This is a genomic window from Priestia flexa (assembly GCF_021441905.1).
GTDB classification, from domain to species: Bacteria; Bacillota; Bacilli; order Bacillales; family Bacillaceae_H; genus Priestia; species Priestia flexa.
This window is the reverse complement of sequence record NZ_CP090431.1, coordinates 1,211,636-1,229,423: the sequence shown is the minus strand read 5'-3', so window position 1 is coordinate 1,229,423 and position 17,788 is coordinate 1,211,636. Positions and strand designations below refer to the sequence as shown.

21 protein-coding genes and 3 pseudogenes are annotated in these 17,788 nt (G+C 37.9%); 8 read left to right on the top strand and 16 right to left on the bottom strand.

Annotated elements, in window-relative coordinates; translation table 11 throughout:
• The first annotated feature begins 24 nt into the window (after window positions 1-24).
• The 3 genes from LZP85_RS06245 to LZP85_RS06235 all read left to right on the top strand — a co-directional run bounded on the left by LZP85_RS06245 (window position 25) and on the right by LZP85_RS06235 (window position 3,796).
• Window positions 25-2,493, top strand: a complete 2,469-nt coding sequence (locus LZP85_RS06245) for a heavy metal translocating P-type ATPase (protein ID WP_234562085.1) — start codon at window positions 25-27, stop codon at window positions 2,491-2,493.
• A gap of 142 nt (window positions 2,494-2,635) precedes the next feature.
• Window positions 2,636-3,613, top strand: coding sequence for an SDR family oxidoreductase (locus LZP85_RS06240; RefSeq protein ID WP_234562083.1), 978 nt, complete (start codon window positions 2,636-2,638; stop codon window positions 3,611-3,613).
• Window positions 3,614-3,631: 18 nt separating this feature from the next.
• Window positions 3,632-3,796 carry a hypothetical protein gene (locus LZP85_RS06235; protein ID WP_175384198.1) on the top strand — a complete coding sequence of 55 codons (165 nt, stop codon included), beginning with the start codon at window positions 3,632-3,634 and terminating at the stop codon, window positions 3,794-3,796.
• 39 nt (window positions 3,797-3,835) lie between these two features.
• Here the strand turns inward: LZP85_RS06235 and LZP85_RS06230 are convergent.
• The 7 genes and pseudogenes from LZP85_RS06230 to LZP85_RS06205 all read right to left on the bottom strand — a co-directional run.
• A pseudogene (locus LZP85_RS06230) lies at window positions 3,836-4,030 on the bottom strand (aspartate:proton symporter); the annotation flags it as partial.
• 78 nt (window positions 4,031-4,108) lie between these two features.
• Window positions 4,109-4,990: a Cof-type HAD-IIB family hydrolase gene (locus tag LZP85_RS06225; protein ID WP_076513914.1), complete on the bottom strand. Its 882-nt coding sequence runs from the start codon at window positions 4,988-4,990 to the stop codon at window positions 4,109-4,111.
• A gap of 135 nt (window positions 4,991-5,125) precedes the next feature.
• Window positions 5,126-5,260 (bottom strand): protein-tyrosine phosphatase family protein, encoded by a 135-nt coding sequence (locus LZP85_RS20810; protein WP_318247378.1) that lies wholly within the window; start codon window positions 5,258-5,260, stop codon window positions 5,126-5,128.
• Window positions 5,261-5,293: 33 nt separating this feature from the next.
• Window positions 5,294-5,554, bottom strand: a complete 261-nt coding sequence (locus LZP85_RS20805; RefSeq protein ID WP_318247379.1) for a hypothetical protein — start codon at window positions 5,552-5,554, stop codon at window positions 5,294-5,296.
• 124 nt (window positions 5,555-5,678) lie between these two features.
• On the bottom strand, window positions 5,679-6,098 hold the full coding sequence (arsC, locus tag LZP85_RS06215; protein ID WP_100347582.1) for an arsenate reductase (thioredoxin): 420 nt from the start codon (window positions 6,096-6,098) through the stop codon (window positions 5,679-5,681).
• A 24-nt stretch (window positions 6,099-6,122) separates the two neighbouring features.
• The gene (locus LZP85_RS06210) at window positions 6,123-7,421 is read right to left on the bottom strand and encodes an arsenic transporter (protein WP_076513922.1); all 1,299 of its coding nucleotides are present in this window, start codon (window positions 7,419-7,421) and stop codon (window positions 6,123-6,125) included.
• Window positions 7,422-7,436: 15 nt separating this feature from the next.
• The gene (locus LZP85_RS06205) at window positions 7,437-7,787 is read right to left on the bottom strand and encodes an ArsR/SmtB family transcription factor (protein ID WP_025907647.1); all 351 of its coding nucleotides are present in this window, start codon (window positions 7,785-7,787) and stop codon (window positions 7,437-7,439) included.
• Between the two features lie 255 nt (window positions 7,788-8,042).
• Here LZP85_RS06205 and LZP85_RS06200 point away from each other — a divergent pair, with 255 nt between their 5' ends.
• The 3 genes from LZP85_RS06200 to LZP85_RS06190 are packed head-to-tail and all read left to right on the top strand — an operon-like array spanning window position 8,043 to window position 9,036.
• Window positions 8,043-8,240 (top strand): hypothetical protein, encoded by a 198-nt coding sequence (locus LZP85_RS06200; protein WP_025907646.1) that lies wholly within the window; start codon window positions 8,043-8,045, stop codon window positions 8,238-8,240.
• A 30-nt stretch (window positions 8,241-8,270) separates the two neighbouring features.
• Entirely contained in the window at window positions 8,271-8,573 is a 303-nt protein-coding gene (locus LZP85_RS06195; protein WP_062686825.1) for an ArsR/SmtB family transcription factor, read from the top strand.
• Window positions 8,574-8,622: 49 nt separating this feature from the next.
• Window positions 8,623-9,036: an ArsI/CadI family heavy metal resistance metalloenzyme gene (locus LZP85_RS06190; protein ID WP_234562081.1), complete on the top strand. Its 414-nt coding sequence runs from the start codon at window positions 8,623-8,625 to the stop codon at window positions 9,034-9,036.
• A 37-nt stretch (window positions 9,037-9,073) separates the two neighbouring features.
• On the opposite strand, the gene LZP85_RS06185 is transcribed toward LZP85_RS06190, so the two are convergent.
• Window positions 9,074-9,571, bottom strand: a complete 498-nt coding sequence (locus LZP85_RS06185) for a GNAT family N-acetyltransferase (RefSeq protein WP_119542651.1) — start codon at window positions 9,569-9,571, stop codon at window positions 9,074-9,076.
• A gap of 191 nt (window positions 9,572-9,762) precedes the next feature.
• Window positions 9,763-10,177 (bottom strand): annotated as a pseudogene (locus LZP85_RS06180) (Lrp/AsnC family transcriptional regulator).
• 117 nt (window positions 10,178-10,294) lie between these two features.
• On the opposite strand from LZP85_RS06180, the gene LZP85_RS06175 reads away from it, so the two are divergent.
• Both LZP85_RS06175 and LZP85_RS06170 read left to right on the top strand, forming a co-directional pair.
• Window positions 10,295-11,053 carry an MBL fold metallo-hydrolase gene (locus LZP85_RS06175; protein ID WP_234562079.1) on the top strand — a complete coding sequence of 253 codons (759 nt, stop codon included), beginning with the start codon at window positions 10,295-10,297 and terminating at the stop codon, window positions 11,051-11,053.
• A 169-nt stretch (window positions 11,054-11,222) separates the two neighbouring features.
• The gene (locus LZP85_RS06170; RefSeq protein ID WP_090752888.1) at window positions 11,223-12,251 is read left to right on the top strand and encodes a serine hydrolase domain-containing protein; all 1,029 of its coding nucleotides are present in this window, start codon (window positions 11,223-11,225) and stop codon (window positions 12,249-12,251) included.
• A 56-nt stretch (window positions 12,252-12,307) separates the two neighbouring features.
• Here LZP85_RS06170 and wrbA read toward each other — a convergent pair whose 3' ends face one another.
• The 7 genes and pseudogenes from wrbA to LZP85_RS06135 form a co-directional block, all read right to left on the bottom strand.
• The gene (gene wrbA, locus LZP85_RS06165) at window positions 12,308-12,919 is read right to left on the bottom strand and encodes an NAD(P)H:quinone oxidoreductase (RefSeq protein ID WP_025910328.1); all 612 of its coding nucleotides are present in this window, start codon (window positions 12,917-12,919) and stop codon (window positions 12,308-12,310) included.
• Window positions 12,920-13,088: 169 nt separating this feature from the next.
• The gene (locus LZP85_RS06160) at window positions 13,089-13,697 is read right to left on the bottom strand and encodes a flavin reductase family protein (RefSeq protein WP_025910326.1); all 609 of its coding nucleotides are present in this window, start codon (window positions 13,695-13,697) and stop codon (window positions 13,089-13,091) included.
• A 265-nt stretch (window positions 13,698-13,962) separates the two neighbouring features.
• Window positions 13,963-14,208, bottom strand: a complete 246-nt coding sequence (locus LZP85_RS06155; RefSeq protein ID WP_078989935.1) for a hypothetical protein — start codon at window positions 14,206-14,208, stop codon at window positions 13,963-13,965.
• A 44-nt stretch (window positions 14,209-14,252) separates the two neighbouring features.
• Window positions 14,253-14,700, bottom strand: a pseudogene (locus LZP85_RS06150) (MFS transporter); the annotation flags it as partial.
• A 178-nt stretch (window positions 14,701-14,878) separates the two neighbouring features.
• Complete coding sequence (locus tag LZP85_RS06145) at window positions 14,879-15,451, bottom strand: YdhK family protein (RefSeq protein ID WP_025910321.1); 573 nt, start codon at window positions 15,449-15,451, stop codon at window positions 14,879-14,881.
• Between the two features lie 127 nt (window positions 15,452-15,578).
• Window positions 15,579-16,256, bottom strand: coding sequence for a response regulator transcription factor (locus LZP85_RS06140; protein WP_025910320.1), 678 nt, complete (start codon window positions 16,254-16,256; stop codon window positions 15,579-15,581).
• 1 nt (window position 16,257) lies between these two features.
• On the bottom strand, window positions 16,258-17,631 hold the full coding sequence (locus LZP85_RS06135; RefSeq protein ID WP_119542707.1) for a sensor histidine kinase: 1,374 nt from the start codon (window positions 17,629-17,631) through the stop codon (window positions 16,258-16,260).
• Window positions 17,632-17,788: the final 157 nt, after the last annotated feature.

The following is a 17,788-nucleotide window of genomic DNA, read 5'->3' as shown; positions in this document are numbered from 1 at the left end:
GTATACTATGAGGAGTTGAAAGAAATGGCACATTCCGATCGAGAAAGTTATAAAGGAGAAAAAAGCTGTTGCCAAGAACAGCATGAAACACAAACAGCATCCTGCTGCGGTTCAAGCAGCGCCAGTTTACAAAAGCATCATACGCATTCATCTTGTTGTACTAGTGAGCCCTCTGAGTCTATTAATCTAGAAAACCCTGGACAAATTGAAACGTATCGCGTCTATGGAATGGACTGTCCATCGTGTGCTGCTACCATTGAAAAGAGCTTGCGAAATCTACATGACATTCATGAAATAAACCTAAATTACAGCACGGGAAAATTACAGGTTTCCGCTGCTCATTCATCTGCATTCTCTCCAATTATACGTCAGGTAGAAAAGCTTGGTTTTGACATTGAACCTCTTCATCACCAAAACTCAAAGACATACCTAATTGAAGGAATGGACTGTGCAGCATGCGCAAATACCATTGTGAATCACTTAAAAAATATATCTGGCGTTCAAGATGTTCGCGTCAACTTTTCAACTGGAAAAGCGCAGGTAGAGCACGACACCCCTACAGAAGAGATTATTCGTGAAATATCAAAAGCCGGCTATACGGCTACCTTGATTACGAGTAGCAGAACAGTTTCTTCTTCTCAAAAAACAAATACGCTTCCGGTAATTACTTCTGGTGTACTTATTGCATTGGGATTCACCAGCTCTTTCTTTGGAATTCCATTATTAATAAGTAACGTTTTATATGCCATCGCGATGATTATTAGCGGCTACAAGCCCGCAAAAAGTTCATACTACGGGATTAAAAGCCGTTCACTCGATATGAATGTCTTAATGACCGTTGCTGCACTCGGAGCAGCAATTATTGGAGAATGGCTAGAAGGTGCTACTGTTGTTTGGCTCTTTGCTTTAGGCGTCATGCTTCAAACAAGATCAATTGAACAAACAAGAAACTCCATTCGTAACTTGATGAATTTAGCCCCTCCTGATGCTTGGGTAAAAACCGGCAATACCTTAATCAAAAAAGCGGTTGAAGACGTCGCCCTTGGTGATGTTCTAGTCGTAAAACCAGGAGACCGTATTCCTTTAGATGGAGAGATTATCCAAGGTGATTCTAGCATTAATCAAGCTCCTATTACAGGAGAGTCTATTCCCGTTGATAAAACGGTTGGTGATACCGTATATGCTGGCACAATTAATGAAAACGGCTCTCTTGAAATTAAAGTAACAAAGCTAGTGAAAGATACAACGATTTCAAAAATCATTCATCTAGTTGAGGAAGCCCAGGAAAAAAAGGCACCTACTCAGGCGTTTATTGATAAGTTTGCCGCTATTTATACACCTATTGTCTTTATTTTAGCGCTATTCGTTATGGTTCTCCCTCCCGTTTTTGACGGACTATGGAGTGAGTGGTTTTATAAAGGACTTGAGCTTTTAGTCGTAGCGTGCCCTTGTGCTTTAGTTATTTCCACACCAGTCGCGATTGTATCAGCTATTGGCAACGCCGCAAAAAATGGTGTGTTAATTAAAGGCGGAACCTTTCTAGAAAAAGCTGGCGCTATAAACGCTATTGCGTTTGATAAAACCGGCACACTAACAGAAGGAAAACCAGCTGTTTCAGATGTAATTGCATTGAAATCTGAACAAGACTTACTTGCTGTTATAAAAACCCTTGAAGCTTATTCTAATCACCCCATTGCAAAAGCGATTGTGGCATACGCGGATGAAAGAAACGTTGATACGTTAGACGGAGCTAACTTTAGAAGCATTACCGGAAAAGGTGTTCAGGCAACCATCAACGGAACTAATTATTACGCTGGAAATAAAAAGCTGTTCATTGAACTAGGAACTACTTTTGAGAATTTGCAGACTCACGTTGAGCGTTTTGAAGAAAGCGGGAAAACGATTATTATTGTAGGAACAGAAAAAGAGCTTTTAGGTGTGATTAGCGTAGCAGATACCATTCATAGCACAACTGTATCCGCTTTACAAAACTTAAAAAACACAAGTATTAAACAAACTGTCATGCTAACAGGTGATCATGAAGGAGCTGCTAAAACTATTGCTAAAGAAGCTGGCGTAGAGAGATATTTTGCTAACCTCTTGCCAGAAGACAAAGTCAAAGCAATTCAAAAGCTGCAGGCTGAAGGTTATAAAACCGCAATGGTGGGTGATGGAATTAATGATGCTCCTGCTCTTGCTACCGCTGACCTCGGCATCGCAATGGGTGGAGCTGGCACCGATACAGCAATGGAAACAGCAGATATCGTTCTCATGGCTGATAATCTAGAGAAGCTTCCGCACACCATAAAACTTAGCCGCAAAGCTTTAAAGATTATCAAGCAAAACATTTGGTTTTCTATTATCATTAAAGCTATTGCGTTAATCTTTATCTTCCCTGGTTGGCTGACGCTTTGGATTGCCGTATTAAGTGATACAGGCGCAGCCTTACTCGTTATTTTAAATAGTTTACGGTTATTAAAAATGAAAGAATAACTTTATCACGTAGGAACATAACACGCGTTATGTTCCTACTTTTTTTATGAATACTCCCCTTTTACAAAATATTCTCTTCATTTGTTTATCAAAGTGAACATAGAGATGCTATAGAAGTAAATTTGTTCTATAGGAGGTTTATATGAACGAGAGAGATCAAGAACAGCTGCGTCAAATTAAAGAATTGCAAGAAAAATTCAAGAGCGAAATGCAAAATGACCCTTATCCCCTTTACCCAAACTATGGGAACATTACCCAGTTTAAAGAAATTCCCACCAATGTTCCCGAACAGCGTCAGCTTAGTCAACCAGGTGTAGAAAAATTAATGGTTCCCCTTCCTATTATTGAAAACCCAAACTATCAAGGAAGCGGGAAACTTAAAGGAAAAGTTGCGCTAATTACGGGAGGCGATAGCGGAATTGGTGCAGCCGCTGCCATTGCATTTGCAAAGGAAGGCGCTGATGTCGCCATTGCCTATCTAAACGAACACGAAGATGCAAATCGAACGAAATCTCGAGTTGAAGAACTCGGTCAGCGCTGTTTGTTGTTGCCTGGTGATTTGAGAGAAAAAAAGCAGTGCGTTGCCATTGTTGACCAAACAATTGAAACGTTTGGTGAGCTTGATATCCTTTGCAATCATGTGGGCATTCAATTTCAGCAGCTAGACCTTGTAGATATTACGGATGAACAGTTTGATGAAACGTTTAAAGTCAACATCTATTCTCATTTCTATACGACGCGAGCAGCTCTTCCACATCTAAAAGAAGGAAGCTCAATTATTAATACAGCTTCGGTTGTTGCTTATGTAGGTGAAAAACAGCTTATTGACTACACTGCAACGAAAGCTGCAAACGTTGGCTTTACGCGCGCTTTAGCTAAAAGCGTAGCAAAAAAAGGAATTCGCGTGAACGCCGTAGCTCCTGGTCGAACGTGGACACCTCTTATTCCAGCTAGCTTTTCTTCAGACCAAGTGGCTGTATTTGGTTCTTTTAATCCACTCGAACGTGCAGCCCAACCGTTTGAACTTGCTCCAACATATGTATATTTAGCATCTGATGATTCGAGATTCGTTACAGGGCAAGTTTTGCACGTAGACGGAGGGGAATCAACAAGTTCTTAGTACGAGGAGATGAACAGAGTGAAATATGAGTTTAATAAAGAAGTACAGCTGCTTTTAGTAAATCAATCAGATGATAAAGTAAAAATGGTGTACATTAATAATTCGTGGTCCATGCCAAAAATTGGTCCTAGACCGCCTTATTACTGCTATCCAACTTATAAAATGAACAAACCAATTATTTAAATAAGCACCCTGATACGTAACGTATCAGGGTGCTTATTGTTAATCATCTTCATCAATAATGGCTTTTGGCAAGCCAGAATGTTTTGCCCAGTAGTAAATTATTAAGGAAATGACAGCAATTAAAAATAGATTTAAAGGGTTTCCTAACACTCCAAGCTCTCCGCCAAATGAACCTAAATAAGAAATAATAATCATAACTACATAGTAAACGACTAGCCACCACGTTGACTTTATTAATATTAGGTTTCGATTTTACAACTTTTTTCATACATAAAAAAGCTAACGAGCAAAGAATCTCGTTAACTTCTTAGATTATGCGTTTGGCATAATCGGATTGGTTTTTTCCACTTTAAATCTAGAAAGATAATGATAAACGCCGTTTTCATCACAGCTATACTCTGTCACGTCATCTACAATATCTTTAATATGGTCACCGGCATTTTTCATGGCTACTGCATATCCAACGTACTTAAACATTGGCAGGTCATTATTACTGTCTCCGATACCTAAAATATCTTCATGCGGTAAGTTAAAGTGTTTGAGCATCTGTTGAATTCCAGTTGCTTTATTAACATTCGCAACCATCACCTCTACGTTATGAGGCGATGAAATGGACATTGTAAAATCCATCTCTTGCTTTAACTCTTCAAGCTCCGCTTTCCATTTATTAATATGCTCATAGGTTCTAGCAAAGAAATAAAACTTGGAGAATTCACTGCCTTCAATTTTCTCTTGCCACTGAATTTCTTCTCCGATAGCTTTTTTTCTTGAAAGCCATTCATTAATTTCAACGCTTTCTGGCTTTGGCTCACGAACTTCATGTTCAACATATTCTCTGTCTTGTTGAAGCGTCATTCGCGGTGCTCCATATGGGAATAATTCGTAATAAACTTGGTTTTCCCGTGCTTTTTCAATGACTCTTTCAACCAATTCGCGTGACAGTGAATGCTTAAAGACCATTTCGCCTCCTACATGTCCTGCCATACCATTGGATGTAATGAATCCATCTACTTCAAAGCCTTCAGGCACTAGCTCTGCTATTTCATCAAAAGCTCTTCCTGTTGCAATAAAGACGAAGATTCCTTGTGCACGTAGGTCATCAATAATTTCTTTTGTCTCAATTGTTACTCGATTCGAGCGGTTTAAAATCGTACCGTCCATATCTAAAAAAATAGCTTTAGGCATAAAACTCATAACAATGATTCCCCCTGACTTAAAAATCTTCACTTCGTCAAGTATATCGTTTTCTGCTATTAAACTCAAAGAATGTAGCTTTTAACACTTTATACACGGAGAAACGACGTCTGACCTAACATTTTATCAACGCCTTTAAGCATTAGGAAATAAGCGTTGAAGAGAAGCTTTCATTTCAGGTTTTATATTAACTTTTGATCTAGTAGCTTTCGCTTTTTTCTCTGCTTCTTCTATGCTACCTGCTTCTCCAAGGGCCAGTAATACACCCATCGCTACTGTACCTGTACGATTACTCCCACCTGATCAGTGGAAATAGGTTTTCTTACCTTCTTTATATGATGAAACAACTGCACGGATAGCTCTTTCAATTGATTCGTCTTGTCGCTCTTTATCATCTACTATAGGCATGTGTACACGCAGTGTTGGTTCATCATGTTCGAGAGCCTCTGCTCCCAAATCATAGATTATATCTACTGGATTTGCCAGCATCATTTCTTTTACATCTAACGCACCACCAATTAAAATGCGATTATAAATAAGGGATTGATAGTTTTCACTGTTCATCCTCTACACCTTAAAAATATATGATTTGTATCACTATTTATATGAATCTTGGACCAAAAACTTAGTTTCCTCCTGTCCAATAAATATAAAAAGTCGAGAGGCTAGCTCTCGACTTATCTATTTTTCACTCACCAGTTTCAGCAAAACGTTGGATGCGAGCTCCAATTTCATCACGTACTCGTTGGAAAAACGCCCATTTTTCGTCTTCTGTTCCTTCTGCTTTTGCTGGATCATCAAAGCCCCAGTGCACGCGCTTTACGTGTGGTGGCGTCACTGGACAGTGATCAGCTGCGTGACCACATAACGTCACTACTAAATCTGCAGAATTTAAAATCTCAGGGTCAATTACATCAGATGTTTGGTTTGTAATATCAATACCTGCCTCTTTCATTGCTTTTACAGCATTTGGATTTAACCCATGTGCTTCAAGACCTGCACTGTATACATTCCATTCATCACTTAAATACTTTTTTGCCCAACCTTCTGCCATTTGGCTACGGCAAGAGTTACCTGTGCATAGGAAGTAAATTATTTTTTTTGTCATGTGTAGCATCTCCTTTTTTGTCTGTTATGAAAGTATGAGTAACCAAATATATAAACCAACAAGCGTAATAAACAATGTTGGGATGGTTAAGATAATACCTGTTTTAAAATACGTGCCCCACGAAATTTTCACACCTTTTGTTGAAAGAACATGAAGCCATAATAAAGTAGCTAAAGAACCAATTGGGGTAATCTTTGGACCTAAATCAGATCCAATAACATTGGCATAAATAAGTGCTTCTCGAATGGTTCCAGATGTCGCAGTGGCATCAATAGCTAATGCGTCAATCATGACAGTCGGCATATTATTCATAATAGATGATAGAATCGCTGCAATAAAGCCCATACCGATTGTTGCCGCGAACAATCCTTGGTCGGCAACTGCTTGAATAACGTTTGCTAACACTTCAGTAAGCCCTGCATTACGAAGACCGTACACAACTACGTACATACCAATTGAGAAAAAGACAATTGCCCAAGGTGCACCTTTTAATACAGTTTTTGTTTGAACTGCAGGACTTGTTCTTGCCATAAGCAAGAAGAATACGGCAATGATACCTGCAATAATAGAAACAGGCACGCCTATAAACTCTCCTACAAAGTAACCGACTAGAAGCAGAGCTAAGACAAACCAAGATAAACGAAACATTTTTTGGTCTTTAATCGCTGCTACTGGCTCCTGTAAATGGGTTACATCATAGCGCTTTGGAATGCTTTTTCGGAAATATAAATACAGTACTAAAATACTCGCAAACAGGGCAAAGAAATTTGGAATAATCATGCGAGACGCATATTCTGAGAACGTAATACCAAAAAAGTCAGCAGACACGATGTTTACTAAGTTACTTACCACAAGCGGTAACGATGTTGTGTCAGCTATAAATCCACTTGCAATAATAAACGGAAATACCATCTTTTCATCGAGCTTCAATGCTCGAACCATTGCAAGTACAATCGGCGTTAAAATAAGGGCCGCACCGTCATTTGCAAAAAATGCAGCAACTAACGCTCCAAGTAAGGAAACGTACACAAACATACGAATACCATTTCCACCAGCAGCACGCGCCATGTGAAGCGCTGCCCATTCAAAAAAGCCAATTTCATCTAAAATTAATGAGATAATAATAATAGCAATAAACGTTAACGTAGCGTTCCAAACAATTTGCGTTACGTCCCAAACGTCACCGAAGTTAACAACGCCAACCAAAAGGGCAATAACTGCTCCCCCCATCGCCGACCAGCCAATCGATAAATTCTTTGGCTGCCAGATAACAAACACTAAAGTCACCAAAAAGATCAGTGATGCTAAAACAACTGATGTCAAATTTTAACCCTCCAATTACTCACAACAATTAATACGAAGCCCTTTTTCTTCTAACTCTTTTAAGCGTTGATCTTGGCTTGGTATCGACGCGAGTATACTAAGTATAAAATGATAATTCTCGCTTTCTTTATTAAGCGAATAGAAAATCCATTGTCCTTTTCGTCTTTCTCTTACTAGCCCTACATCTCTTAGCTTGCGGAGATGCTGGCTGATTGCAGGCTGACTTGCACCATAAATATCAACGAATTCACATACACAGCACTCACTATGTTCCATCAGCTTCATCATAGATAATCTCGTTTTATCACCGAGCAGCTTTAAAATTTGAGCCGCTTTTTCGATTTCAACGACCGTTTTAGTTTCCATCGTGACACCTCCCATACAAAAACGAATTAATATATAATAATTTGCTTATATGTTTATGTAAACTATAATATTGTTTGAAATAATTTTCAAGACTTTTTAGTATCAGCGGTAAATAAAAAAATATGAACGTCTTTAGGCATAAGCCAATTTTAATAAATCAAAAAAATTTGATTAAATAACTTGATTTATCTGAAATTTCCATCTACACTTAATTCATCAAGAAAATTTGATGAAGAAAGTAAAGGTGATGAACAAGTGAGAGTAAACAATTCTGGAAACCTTTCAGTAGAGTACTTTATTTCTTATTTTCAACTAGTTATGAACACTCAAACGATGAAAGCACATGAAGCTAAAGAGCTTATATTTAAACGATTCTTCAACTATGATCCACTTCTTAGAGGCAAAACAACTTATTCTAACTTTGAAAAAGCCTACCTTGCATTTACACAATAAATCAAAAAAATTTGATTAAGGAGCGTTATTATGACATATTCATTCAAACAATATGAACAAAAATTTAAGGCACTTGCTGATGAACGACGATTAGAAATTATGCATGAGCTGTGTCAGCGCGGTCAAACCTGCGTATGTGATTTAACGGATTTTTTTGGTATACCTCAGTCTAAGCTGTCTTATCACTTAAAGATTCTTCTAGACGCTAATCTAATTACGAAAGAAACAAAAGGCACATGGAGCTATTACGCATTAAACAATGAAGAAGTAAATCACCTTTTATCGGATGAGCTCTGCTGTTTATTTCGTAAAGAAAGCTCTTGCTCATCTTAACCTATTAGTTCTGCTAAAAACTCAAAAAAATTCTTAGGGGGAATATTTTATGAAATATGTTCACGTAGGCGTAAACGTCACAAATCTAGAAAAATCAGTCATTTTTTATGAAAAGCTTTTTGGAGTTAAGCCTGTGAAAGTAAAAGTAGATTATGCGAAGTTTTTATTAAATCAACCTGGGCTAAATTTCACGCTAAACGTACGGGATGAAGTAAAAGGAAACCAAATAAATCACTTTGGATTTCAAGTAGAAGCTGCTAGCGAAATCTATGAACATAAAGTCCGCTTAGAAAAAGAAGGTTTTTTTGCTCGTGAGGAAATGGACATAAACTGCTGCTACGCCCTGCAGGATAAATTTTGGGTAACAGACCCTGATGGAAACGAATGGGAGTTTTTCTATCCAAAAGGTAATCCATCCGCTTTGCCTTCTGCAGACTCTAATGGCTGCGCTTGTAGCTCTTAAACAGCTAAGCAGCAAGGAGCTACACACTCTTTGCTGCTTACTTATTTATCTTCCCCTCACTCTCATGAAAAAACAACTCCATTTCACTACCCTTAGACTGGAAGCCTATGCTTTTATACAGCGGCTCTCCCGCTTGTGAAGCATGTAGCCACACTCTTTTCACTTCGCTTTTTTGACACTCCTTCATGCATTCTTGAAGAATTTTTCGCGCTAACCCTCGCTTACGATGAGAAGGAAGCGTGTACATGTTTAAAAGATAGGCTTCCTTGCCTTTCAAGTTTTCTAGGTAGGGTGGTCTCGTAAAAAAAGATAAACCACTTACGCTGACAATCTCTTCTCCATCCTTGGCAACAAACGAAACAAACTCCCTTTTTTCCATCGCTTCGGTTAAATAACTTTCCGTTGCTTCTATAACTTTGTTCTCTTCTTCAAATGTTTTAATCTCGTTCACTTCTTTTAACAACTCAACTCTCAGTGAAATAATTCCCTGTAAATCACTCAACGTCGCTTTTTCAATTCGATATGTATATGCCATGTCTATTCCCCCTTGTAAATAGATTTGCTAGTGTTAATTTTACTTTAGAGTACCATTCATGTCCATATATTGGATAATATATATAGTTGCGCATAGTCTTATTATGTAAAGTAAAAAAAGGCAAAGAGAAGCTCTTTACCTTTAGGTCATAAAATCACACTTGAAGATTTTTATTATGAATTTCTTTTAAATCAACTTTTGTTAATAATTATAGACAGCTTATAGTTAGCATGACCGTTTAAAGATTCTAAAAATTGGTCCAGCTCTTGATTGGAAGGAAAATTACATTCTAATAGATAACAGCCGTCTCCCGCTAATTTTATAGTTGTGAACGACGTAGTCACGCTGCGTGTTAATAAACGATAAATAAGGCTCATGATAAGGACTCGTTGTATAAATAGTGATCATTGCATGAACATGATAGCCAAGCTTTTCCTGATTTACTTTAATCGTATACTGCTCAATAATACCAGCGTCCTCTAACTTTAAGACTCTCGATGCAGCTGCTTGTCCAGTTAAATGTACCTTTTCACCCAGCTCTTTCATCGTAATCCGACTGTTTTTGGATAGCTCTTTTAGTATGGACAAGTCGGTTTGGTCTAACATAATTTCAAATCCTTTCATTAATCAAGTAAAACGGTGAAAACACTTGATTTTCACTATGTAATATTGGGTTACTTTTACTATAAACTATACGTAAATTAAAGAAAAGGAACTAAAAACATGAAGATCCAACAAATTCGAAATGCAACTCTTGTTCTTACCTATGCGAATAAAACCTTTTTAATTGATCCTATGCTAGCGGATCAAGGTACGTACCCTCCGTTTCCAAACTCTGTACGACAAGATCAGCGTAATCCACTTGTGCCGCTACCAGTACCTGTAACACAATTATTAAATGTAGATGCAGTGATTCTCCCTCACCTGCACTTAGATCATTTTGATGAGACTGCTAAAGAACTGTTAGACAAAGATATAAAGTTATTCGTACAAAATGAAGCGGATAAAGCTGAAGTAAAAAAAGCTGGTTTTACAAACATTGAAGTGTTAACTGAACAGACAAAATTTGCAGGCATACAGCTAATTAAAACAAAAGGTGAACATGGCCGCGGTGAGATTCTTAAGCTAACTGGGGAAGTGTGTGGAATTGTCTTTAAGCATGAAGATGAAAAAACGCTGTACGTTGCAGGTGATACAGTTTGGTATGAAGGAGTAAAAGAGAATCTCTCAGCCCACCAGCCAGACGTTATTGTTGTAAATGGTGGAGATAATCAATTCCTTGAAGGCGGCTCACTTGTGATGGGGAAAGAAGATATCTTACAAGTTCAACATGCTGCCCCTAACGCAACTATTATTTCCGTTCATATGGAAGCCGTAAATCATTGGACGCTATCAAGAGCTGAATTAAAGCAGTTTGCCATTAAGCATGAAATAACGGATAAGCTCCTCATTCCAGAAGATGGTGAAACTTACTCCTTTTAAATACTTTCAAGAGCCAGGTCCATCAACAGGACCTGTTTTTTTTATACTTCACTTATCTTTAATCTTCTTCTTACTCTACCTAGCAGGAAATCCCAATCACAATATGTAACTACATAAAGAAAGAATTACATGATGTCAAAAGATGTGAACGATGGCGGAGGGAACTACATTGAATACGAATATTTTAAGCGTTATTAGCGATACCCAAAAGAAAGTTAACTTTTCTGGAAGTATTCTTATTAAAGATGAACACCATATACTAGCTGAAAGTAGCTACGGCTATGCCAATCGAGCTGATCAAATAAAAAATAGCCTTGCTACGCGATATGGTATTGCATCTGGCTGTAAGCTCTTTACAGCTATTGCGATTTGTCAGCTTGTAGAAGCAGGCGTCCTTTCGTTTGAAACAAGATTAAAAGAGTGCCTTGATATTGATTTTCCTCATTTTGATGAAACCATTACTGTTCATCACCTTTTAACGCATACAGCTGGAATACCTGACTATTTTGATGAAGAAGTGATGGATGATTTTGAAGAGTTGTGGACAAAAACCCCAATGTACAAAATAAGAAACTTAGAAGAATTTCTCCCTTTTTTCCAGTATGAACCGATGAAGTATAAAGTTGAAGAGCAGTTTCATTATAATAATGCCGGTTATATCCTACTCGGCTTAATTATAGAGCAAACAACTCAGCTTTCATTTCATACATACGTAGAAAAAGAGATCCTACATAAAGCACATATGACAAGCTCTGGCTATTTTGAACTCGACGCTTTGCCAAATCATACAGCACTTGGCTACATTGACTTTCCAGACGACAAGTGGAAAACAAATATTTACTCCCTTCCTGCTAAGGGAGGTGCAGATGGCGGTGCGTTCGTAACGGTTTGTGACATGAACCGCTTGTGGAACTCTCTTTTGAATCATCAGCTACTCAGTAAGAAATATACTACGCGTTTGCTTACCCCTCATACTGAAACCAATAATGAAAATAGTTTTTATGGCTATGGGGTGTGGATAGAGAAAAGAGAAAGAGCTATTTTCAAATATCATATTATGGGTTATGACCCAGGGGTTAGCTTTCACTCTGCTTTTTATCCAAAGTCAGCTGTCACTGCCGTTATCTGTTCAAACAAATCACGCGGAGCCTTTCATATTATGAACGCTGTTGAAGAGGAAATGTTCAGCTCTTATTAAATGCTTATATAGACAAAAAAAGCTCAACGTTTGGTTAACGTTGAGCTTTTACTTTATTATTGATTGCCTTGCTTTACCCATCCAGCTACTGTTACTGTACGCTTTGCTTGATGCTTCACTGTTGCTTCCACATCTTCAACCATTTTCCCATTTTGATCAACCGTTACGCTTGTTCCGTAAGGGTTCCCACCTGAACTGAAAATGACTGGATCTGTGTATCCTGGTGATGCAACAAGCGCGCCCCAGTGATGCATTGTTGTGTATAGAGATAAAAGAGTTTGTTCTTGACCACCGTGTGCGTTTTGTGCAGATGTCATCGCACTAACAACTTTGTTTGCTAATTTACCGTTAAACCACAGTCCACCCGTTGTATCTAAGAACTGCTTAACTTGTCCTGGTACGTTTCCGAAACGAGTTGGAATGCTAAAGATAATTGCATCAGCCCACTCTAAATCAGCAAGCGTTACTTCTGGTACAGCAGCTGTTTCTTCTACGTGTGCTTTCCAAGCTGGATTTGAATCAATTGCTGCTTGTGGAGCTGTTTCAGGTACTTTTAATACTTTTACATCTGCACCTGCTTCTTTTGCACCGTCTGCTGCCCACTGCGCCATTTGGTAGTTTGTACCTGTTGAACTATAGTAGATAACCGCTAATTTTACATTTTCCATTTTTTCTTCCTCCTTAGTCGATGTTCCAAATAATTTATCTAAAAATCCCATTTTTCTTCACCTCTATATGCGTATTCATACCGCTGTTTCATCTGGATGAGTAAAATCACCCCCTTAAGTCGGTATTCTGTTTTATTTCTAAGATGTATTGTTTCTCATTGAACTGTTATTATTCTGGTCGTGCAATTGTAAAAGTCTTACCAAGCTTAGCGTAGTCATTGCCGGCTAAGCGGCTAACAGCTTTAAGACCGTGTGGATCAATTCGCCCTTTATCATATAGCTGATCTTCAATGTGATACTGAACAACTTTTCCAATAAGCAAGTCGGTACTTGTTTCTTCACCTTCTCCTAATGAAATTGCCTGTTCAAGTATGCATTCAAAGCGAATTTTTGCTTCTTTTACCCCAGGTACCGAAATTTTTTCACTTTCGGTCAACATTAATTTAGCTACTTCAATCTCACTTTCGTCAGCCGGCAGGTTAGCTGCCGTCATATTCACCTGCTCGACATTGTCTTCATCGACGATGTGAATCACAAACTCTTTTTTCTCCATAATGTTTCTTGCCGTATCTTTCATTTCGCCGCTTTTACGCTGAACTGAAATCGAAATCATCGGCGGATTTGCAGAGACGATATTAAAATAACTAAAAGGCGCTGCGTTGACGATTCCGTTTGATGACTGAGTTGTCACAAAAGCAATCGGTCTTGGAATAATACTTCCGGTTAGAAACTTATAGTTTTCTCTTTCCGTTTGTGCAGATGGATCAATTGATAGCAATGAACTCACTCCTACTTCGTTTTACTATTTAATTCCACAGTAATAAAATGCATAAACGCCAATCTCTATATCATAATTCTTGAATTCGAGATATTTGTCGAAAAAAATATGCATTTAACTTTTGTAAGCTGTAAAAAGAAGTTGTTATTATCTTGAATTCGAGATAATTATAAAACGAATGGTTATCTTCTGTCAACATTAATTTAGCAGATATTTCTTAAAAAAGCGATAAATAAGTAGCAAACACTTATGTTTACTACTTATTTTATCGAACTACTATCACTCTTTCTTTCCAAAAGAAAAAGTACTCACTTCGTAAAAGTAGCCTCTTCATTGCTTTTGGTAACAAGATACTTCCTAAAATTCCTGTTAATTCATATATCAGTTGTTGATCATATTTTCCAATGAAATAACCAATTGTCCCAATACAACAATCATACAATAAGACATTTGTAATCTGCTTTTTAGAAACAGAAGTAATCAGTATTTTAGAAGGTGTCACAATACGCATTGGTGTCCCTCACTTCTTGTTGTTATGATGACTTCTTATCAGCAATAGTACCACCAGAAGAAAATTGTAAATAATACGTTAATAATACCGATTGCTAAAAACGCTGCGCGCCAATCAAAATGCGTAATTAACACCGCAACCAGCGGTGCACCGAGTACATTCGAAAACTTGGCAGCAGAATCAAATAATGAATTTGGTAAGCCTCTTTCATTTGGTGGAAACCATATAGGATGTTGCTTTAGAAGCTGCTGGAAATGCTGAGGCGCTCGTAATTCCAATTAGAAATCTTACAAGATATAAAAGCAGCTTTCCTTGTAAAAAAGCCATCGAAATAGTAAGGAGACTCCAAATAATCATCCCGATTTTGGTTACCCATGCTACCCCGTACCTGTCTAGCAAGCTACCTACAGGGATTTGCATAATTGTATATGAATATGTATAAATAGAAAAAACAATTCCTAGTTCGGTTGCCGTTAAGTGAAACGATTCCTTCTATTAGTAATAGGCCCGTGATGATTTTCTTTTTGTGCTTCATATTGTCTTCCTCCTTGCTTACTCCTTAATTAGTATAAGCAGGTGCCAACACTTTTTCCAAAGTCATAGGTTTGAAATTATACTCAGACCTAAGACGTAGAAAAAAGCATAGGCTTCAACCTATGCTTTGTTATTTTTATTCTTTTGTAAGCTCGCTTTCTGTGACCCACTTATGATTTTTCACTTCTTGACTATCAGTGGTAGACGTGTAATCTACCATGTATACCGTTGTTTTCTCAGCAGAATCAATCGTTGCTTCTGCACCTTCCATGCCTTCCATATGATTTGCTTCAAGAACCACTTTTGTTCCTGCTGGTATCTCTTCTTCACCCGCGTCTTTTATTTCTTCCTGAATGACCCACTTATGACCAGTTACTTTCTCTCCGCCGTTTGTAGGCGTGTAAGATACCACATATGCTGTTGTATCATATGCACCGACAATGGTTGCTTCTGCACCTTTCATCCCTGGCATATGATCAGTTGTCAGCGTTGCTTTACTTCCCAATTCATACGTTGGGCTTTTAGCTTCTTGTAAACCTTCTGGTACTTCACCTGAGCTAGAATGATTCATATGTGCATGATCTTCTTCTTTTTGCTCTTGTTTTTGATTATCTTCTGAGTTCATCTCTTTGCTCTCATCGTTGTTTCCTGCACATCCGGCTAAACCAAGCATTGTCGCTAGCCCAATCAGAAATAGTGATTTTTTCATCTTCATCCCTCTTTTACAAATTTCTCATTCGCTATCTAGATTTTTACGAATGGTTTAACGATATACGTTTAGTGTAAAAAAGAAGTGTGCAGATTTTATGAAGAAACACAATTTATTGTGTGATTATTTATGAAGCGCCCCATTTATATCCTACTCCCCACACAGTTTGAAGATGTTGCTCGATTGGGAAACCAGCGCTTCTGAGCTTTTCTCTGACGTTACGCATATGGGAATCAACTGTTCGCCCTTCAATTTCCGTATCATAGCCCCAAATGAGCATAACTAAATCTTCGCGAGGAAAAACGCGATTGGGATGCTTTAAAAATAAGCAGAGTAGCTCAAATTCTGTTTTTGTCATTGAAATGCTTTCACCAACATAAATAACTTCCCTGCTTTCTTCATTTACGTAAAGCTCCTTATAGGAAATACCTTTCTTTTCTACACCTGTTCTTCTCAATACAGCCTGTATTCGAGCCAGTAGCTCTTCTTCGCTAAAAGGCTTTGTAATATAATCATCCGCTCCACTATTTAAACCTTTTACAACATCCTCAGTTTGGTCTCTAGCAGTCAGCATGATGATAGGGACTTTAAACTTGGCTCTGATTTCTTGACAAACTGTCCATCCGTCTTTTTTGGGCATCATCAAGTCGAGCAGCACTAGCTGAATCATTGGGTTCTTTTCTAGGTACTTTTCTACTTCTGTAGAATCTTCACACTTCATGCATGAAAAACCATGTGGAGCTAGATACAGCTCTAATAAATCCAGCATTCTCACTTCATCGTCTACTAATAAAATCGTAGGCATATTAACGCTCCTTTGGCAACGAAATGCTCACGGTTGTTCCTTTTTCTGCTATGCTTGTCATCTCCACTTTTCCACCGTGCGCTTCCACAATATCTTTTACAATCGATAACCCTAAACCGTAGCCTCCATTCTTCCGAGACCTTGATTTATCTACGCGATACAATTTATCAAACACATATGGTACATCTTCACTCGGAATTCCCACTCCGTAGTCTTGAATGGACAGCTTGACGCGCCAATTATCCTCTTCAACGCTTATTAAAATCTTTTTTGTTTCAGAATATCTTAAGGCATTATCTATAACGTTTATAATGACTTGCATAAAGCGCTCTTCATCAATTAGTACATTTACATACTTTGGACAGTTCACCTCAATATGAACATTCTTTTCGCTTAGAGCTAATTGAAATGCTTCACAAATTTTAGATAAATAGGACTGAAGCTCAACTTCTTGCTTTTCAATGAGAAACGTATTTTTATCTAAACGAGCAAGCTGAAATAAATCTTTTACAAGCTTTGAAATTCTCTCAGCCTCTTCCTCAATGACCCCTAAATATTTTGTGCGGTTTTCTTCACTTGTTTCATGGCGCTTTGCAATGTCTGCATAGCCTTTTACATACATCAGCGGCGTTTGCAATTCGTGCGAAATACTGCTCAAAAACTCGTTTCTCTCTTTTTTCAAGCGCTGCAGTTCATTCGCAAGCGCTTGAATGGATGTTCCTAACTGTCCAACCTCATCACGAGAATGAGCGCCAAGTTTTACCGTCAAATGCCCTTGGCTAATCTTTTCTGTCGCTTGCTTCATTTGTACTAAAGGTGCCGTGATTAGTTTTGATAAAGCAAAAGTTGTAACAACTGCAAATACAATTGAAATAATACCAGCTATGTAAAAGTGATGCTGGAGACGATCAATCATTCCTTTGATATCTTTTGTATCTTTAAACATATACACTGTGCCAACTTGATTATCATTTACTTCAATTGGAGAAGCTGTTGAAATATAGGGGGAAATTTCCCAATCTCTTTGCAAAATTTTTCCCTCATAAGGGAGCTTCTTATCTCTCCACTCATTCACAGCCGCTTTTGCTCCTGTAATAAGAGGTGTTGAAGCACTCAAAACTTCCCCGTTTATGTTGGTAATGACAACATCCGTATCGGTTTCTGACTCCATTAACGCGACGTGACTAAGCGTTATGGAATCACGGTGCTGCTCTAATACTTCTCGGTGGCTATTCCCTCTTACTCTTAAACTCTCTAACTCTTCTGAGATGCGAGTGTTCGCTAACCCCGTATATAAATAGAAAAATAAACCTGCTTCAATAATTAAGATAAAAACTAAAAACAATAGTCCTAATTTAATGGATACTTTATTCACTTCTTTCACTTCCCCTGTAAATGTACATCTATTATAAAGGATAGATATGGAGAAAGTGTGCAGACTTAAGTTGAATTAAATACGAAATTAAGATTCACACCTATACTTGATGTACCCTATTAATTTGTCTAAAAAGTAAATACTGCTCTGAATTTTA